This window comes from Helicobacter japonicus, assembly GCF_000762845.2.
In the GTDB taxonomy this organism is placed as follows: domain Bacteria; phylum Campylobacterota; class Campylobacteria; order Campylobacterales; family Helicobacteraceae; genus Helicobacter_C; species Helicobacter_C japonicus.
Genome location: NZ_JRMQ02000024.1, coordinates 1 through 4,123, shown reverse-complemented (window position 1 = coordinate 4,123; position 4,123 = coordinate 1). Strand labels below are relative to the sequence as shown.

The window sequence follows — 4,123 nt, the reverse complement described above, 5'->3', positions numbered from 1 at the left end:
AATCTAATCTAGGTAAAAGTATTCAAGATAAGAATATTCCTTTTATATTAGAAACTGATTTACTCTATAGCTCTATTGTAGGTTGTCCTAATCCTCCTACCAAAAGGCAAGTGGCTTGAAAATCCCTCTCTATTCACAGCTCAAACTCAAATTAGAATCTAAGGGAATAGATTCTATTACAAGCGGACAGATTGCGTGGTTTATGTGTAGTGTGGGATTGTGTATAGTTCCTATAATATTTTTATATTTTGATAAAGATAAAGATCAATACGCTATTTTATGGGGTATGTTTCTTATATTTGCATTAAACTTAGTTTATTTTAAAAATATATTCCCTTTGCTTACTGTTGTAGGGTATTATTACTTGATATTGACTTTTTCACAATTAGCTTCGGCAATAATTATTGTATATCCTCTCATCATAGCAGTAATTACCATATTGTCTAAACATTTTAGATTTTTGACTACATTTGTCATTGGGGTTGTTTTTCTTGAGGCTTCATTGAAGTTATTTTACCTATTGGGAGGATTTTATAAATGAAATACTATGTAACAATCTACATTGACCAATTATTTGACTTTGAGGGTGCTACCCACGCCTTTCTAGGACTTACTAAAGATAAATCGCCTAATGAACTTGATACTATGAAGTTTGAAAGAGAAACAAATAAACAAATATGGAGTTTTGAACTAAGAAAAATGATTTATATTAAAGAAGAATATAAATGGTATGATACAACAGAAACAAATGAATTTAATGATGGCTTTTATGGCTTTGGAACAGGCACTAATAGTATATTCAATACTGCTGGCAAAATCTTTAAAAATAATCACTATGTAATGGATAATAACACAAAAACAAACACTTATGATATTAAGAGATTGAGAAGCAATAAGACTTTCTCTCCCTCTAATCGTTGCACTTTAGAAATTTCACAAGAACAATATGATACTTTGCTACAAAATATAAAAAATGACCTTAATACTACACAAAGCATTATGCCCAATACTCAAAAAGCAATTAATCAAAATTTCAATTATCACATCAAAAACAACAACTGCGTTCATTGGGTGCAAAAACAGCTAAGAATGATCGGTGTAAATGTATTTGAGCAATTTAATATACCCGGTTCTTTTATGGATATTTTTGATTCTATAAGAGAGACACATAATATTTTCCTCAAATTCCAAGCCATAGATTCTAACTTAGAATCAATTTTGGGTGCAAAAACATTCATAAAATGGGTTAATGAAATGATTGGTAATAAATATATGGAATGCGCTTTAAACGATAAAAAAGATAGGGGAAATAACGATGTTTTAGCAACACCATTAATTTGCACCATAGAGGAACAAGAGCAAATTTATACATATTGGGCTCGTAGAGAAAAAACAATTAGTGTTTATAAAAGATTGGCTGAATATTTGCAATCACTAAATGAGAAAACTAAAAGTCTTAAAGGACGATTCTTGTTTATTTATGTGAGCAATAATCAGGGTTTTATACTAGACCCATTAAACAACTATGAGCCTCAACACATTGATGAATTAGACTTAAGTATCCCAGCAAATAATTTTAGTGCCAATGAGTTTTATCCTTTTATCTTTATTCCTGATGATAATTACCTCTCTAATGCACTTTATCATCAGTATCATTATGCTATTATGTCAGAAAATTATGTCAAAGATACAATGACATTTTACTTTGAATTTTTAGAAGGTAAGGAGATAAAAGACTATTGGAGCGAAAGCTATCACGCAATTAATAAAAGGGTGCAAAATGAATGCGAACTTGCGTAAGGAAATAATTAAGGCAACAAATAAACAATATATAGACCTCCAAATCCTAGATTCTAAAAACATAGACACTCTAAACTCTAAATTATATTTTATGGGCATAGAACTCACAGGAGGCACAGAATCTCCCAATCCTCTTTTTCAATACTTCTTTGGTGAATTAGATAAAGACAATACCATTAAACAAGATACACCAAGTTATTACTTCTCCCCTAAAGATGAAGAAAATAATCTAGGCACACTTCTTATCTTTTTAAATGCTTCTACTCTTACTCTTTTAAATTATTCTCTCATTGATTCTAGTTTAAATATTAAACTAGAACTCACAAACAAAGAATCTAAAGAAAAACAAGATAAAGCTACAATGCAAAGAGAACAAAAACAACACAAAGAACAATTAAAACCTTTAAGCATTGCAATGCTTCACCCTATACTAGAAGATAATGAGATGAAATGTATTCACGGAGGAGTAGTGCAATTAAAATCTAATCTAGGTAAAGAGGCTTTAAAGAATTTTAAGTATAATCAATCTATTACTCATTATCATTGGAGCATAGAGAATGCAGCATAAAAGGCATAAAATGATATATATTGTTTCGGGCATATTTGGAATCTTAATAGTATTTTTTATGATAAATGGTTGTTCTTATCCTACAAGTTATCGTGCCTTTATCCCTAAGGCTTTAGATTCTGAATATAAGGAATATGAGAGATTGTGTGAAATTTCCCAAAAAGGCATTGTTTATTCTCACCCTTTACCGCAATATATACAAGATTATTATACTCTGCAAGAAAAAAAGACCTTAAGGCAAGATGTTCGTGTTAAATCGTTTTGGCATAGTATAACTCAAGATATGGTAACTGATACTTTTGTTGAAGGTAATAGTAGCCAAATAGCATTAGCTGTTGAAAAAATAAATAAAAAAGATGATTTAAGTATCAAAAAAGATTTTATATTACTAAAGCCTTATATTTATCAATTATCATTCACCATACAACTTGGCAATACTTATGCTCTCATATCTTCTCTTGTGGATTCTCAAAATGGAACAATATATGCCTATAAGATAAGTGAAGTATTTTATTATACAAATTGGAGGCAAAACCCATTAACAACTTGGGGTTATCCAAGTAAATATAATATTTATTGTCAAGCAGGTGAGGAGGAAACTATTTTATCCTATAATAATCCTATACAATATCTACATACACTCAAAACAAAAGGTAATGAGCAAGACATATTGTTTATTGAAAAAATTAAAAAGCACTTTGAGGCAAAAAAGATAAAATTGCAAGATTTGCTTGTCCAAGACAAAAGGGAGAATAGATGGTAATACAAAATATGCCCTATAATACAACATATAGTTTAGGAGTTTATGTAGATAATTGGTGGGGAGGAAATGGAATGCCTCCGCATATTTTTATTGGATTAAAAATTGAAAAAGAAAAGTTATCTAAAGTACAAATTGACATATTTAAGCAAGTATTCAAAGATTATGAAAATTATGATAAATTTATTAAGGAAGCGGAAAATTTTCAACAACCTACGACACAATATCAACTTACACAAATTCTAAATTCTAAGGATATAAAAAATAAAATAAATATTAAGGCTTGGCTTAATGGAGAAGATGACAAAAAATATCAAGAAAAAAGGGCTGAATTTAATAATAATTTTACATTCTTTAGAATCTGCCAAACTGATATAACTTTAAAGTTTAAAGAATTTATTTTAAATGGGAAAGAACAGATAGAAACATATGACGAAGTAGTGCAATGTTTGGAATCATATCTTTCTACAAATTGGCAATATTTATTAAATATTGAAGGCTTTTTTGGCTTTGGACCTTATAAATCTGCTCCATTCAGTAAGGTTAAGAATGGAGATAATAAAGAAAACGGTGGTAAAGTCTTTCAAAATAATCAATATGATTGTGAATTATTTAATAACAGTAACTATAAAAATCAAATAAATCCAAAAATTCCAGAAAATAATACAGATCGTAAAGATTTTATTTTTAGTCAAGGGCATATTTTAAAAAGTATAAGACCATTAGATACATTTTTTACAAACCAAGCCATAGTATTTGAAAATATTAATCAAGATTTATTTTATGAAGTGGTTAGAAAAATTTTATTAGATACTATTCTATCTAATGATGAATTTAGGACAAAGAAATGTTTTTTTGATAAAAGAAATACATTTAAAGACTATAAGGTGGTTGGCAATTCCTGTGTAGATTTCGTGCGAGATAAAATGCAAATAGCACAAATTATTACTAAGAATAACCATTCACTTACACCAAATCAGCTTTTAAATTATCTT

Annotated in this window: 5 protein-coding genes; all 5 read left to right on the top strand. The window is 28.8% G+C overall.

Features of this window, described 5'->3' with window-relative positions:
• Positions 1 to 115: 115 nt before the first annotated feature.
• On the top strand, positions 116 to 541 hold the full coding sequence (locus LS65_RS09975) for a hypothetical protein (protein WP_138129863.1): 426 nt from the start codon (positions 116 to 118) through the stop codon (positions 539 to 541).
• Positions 538 to 1,800: a hypothetical protein gene (locus LS65_RS10320; protein ID WP_236096705.1), complete on the top strand. Its 1,263-nt coding sequence runs from the start codon at positions 538 to 540 to the stop codon at positions 1,798 to 1,800. Before LS65_RS09975 ends, LS65_RS10320 begins: the two co-directional genes overlap by 4 nt.
• Entirely contained in the window at positions 1,781 to 2,368 is a 588-nt protein-coding gene (locus LS65_RS09450) for a hypothetical protein (protein WP_236096704.1), read from the top strand. The genes LS65_RS10320 and LS65_RS09450 overlap by 20 nt, the downstream gene beginning before the upstream one ends.
• Positions 2,369 to 2,378: 10 nt before the next feature.
• Complete coding sequence (locus tag LS65_RS09970) at positions 2,379 to 3,131, top strand: hypothetical protein (protein WP_162549576.1); 753 nt, start codon at positions 2,379 to 2,381, stop codon at positions 3,129 to 3,131.
• Positions 3,125 to 4,123, top strand: a 999-nt coding sequence (locus LS65_RS09440) for a hypothetical protein (RefSeq protein ID WP_138129861.1), incomplete at its 3' end; no start/stop codon positions are given. The genes LS65_RS09970 and LS65_RS09440, both read left to right, overlap by 7 nt.

Coding starts and splice junctions, on each gene's coding strand:
- LS65_RS10320 (WP_236096705.1), top strand. CDS start 538: ATGAAATACTATGTAACAATCTACATTGACCAATTATTTGACTTTGAG.
- LS65_RS09450 (WP_236096704.1), top strand. CDS start 1,781: ATGAATGCGAACTTGCGTAAGGAAATAATTAAGGCAACAAATAAACAA.
- LS65_RS09970 (WP_162549576.1), top strand. CDS start 2,379: ATGATATATATTGTTTCGGGCATATTTGGAATCTTAATAGTATTTTTT.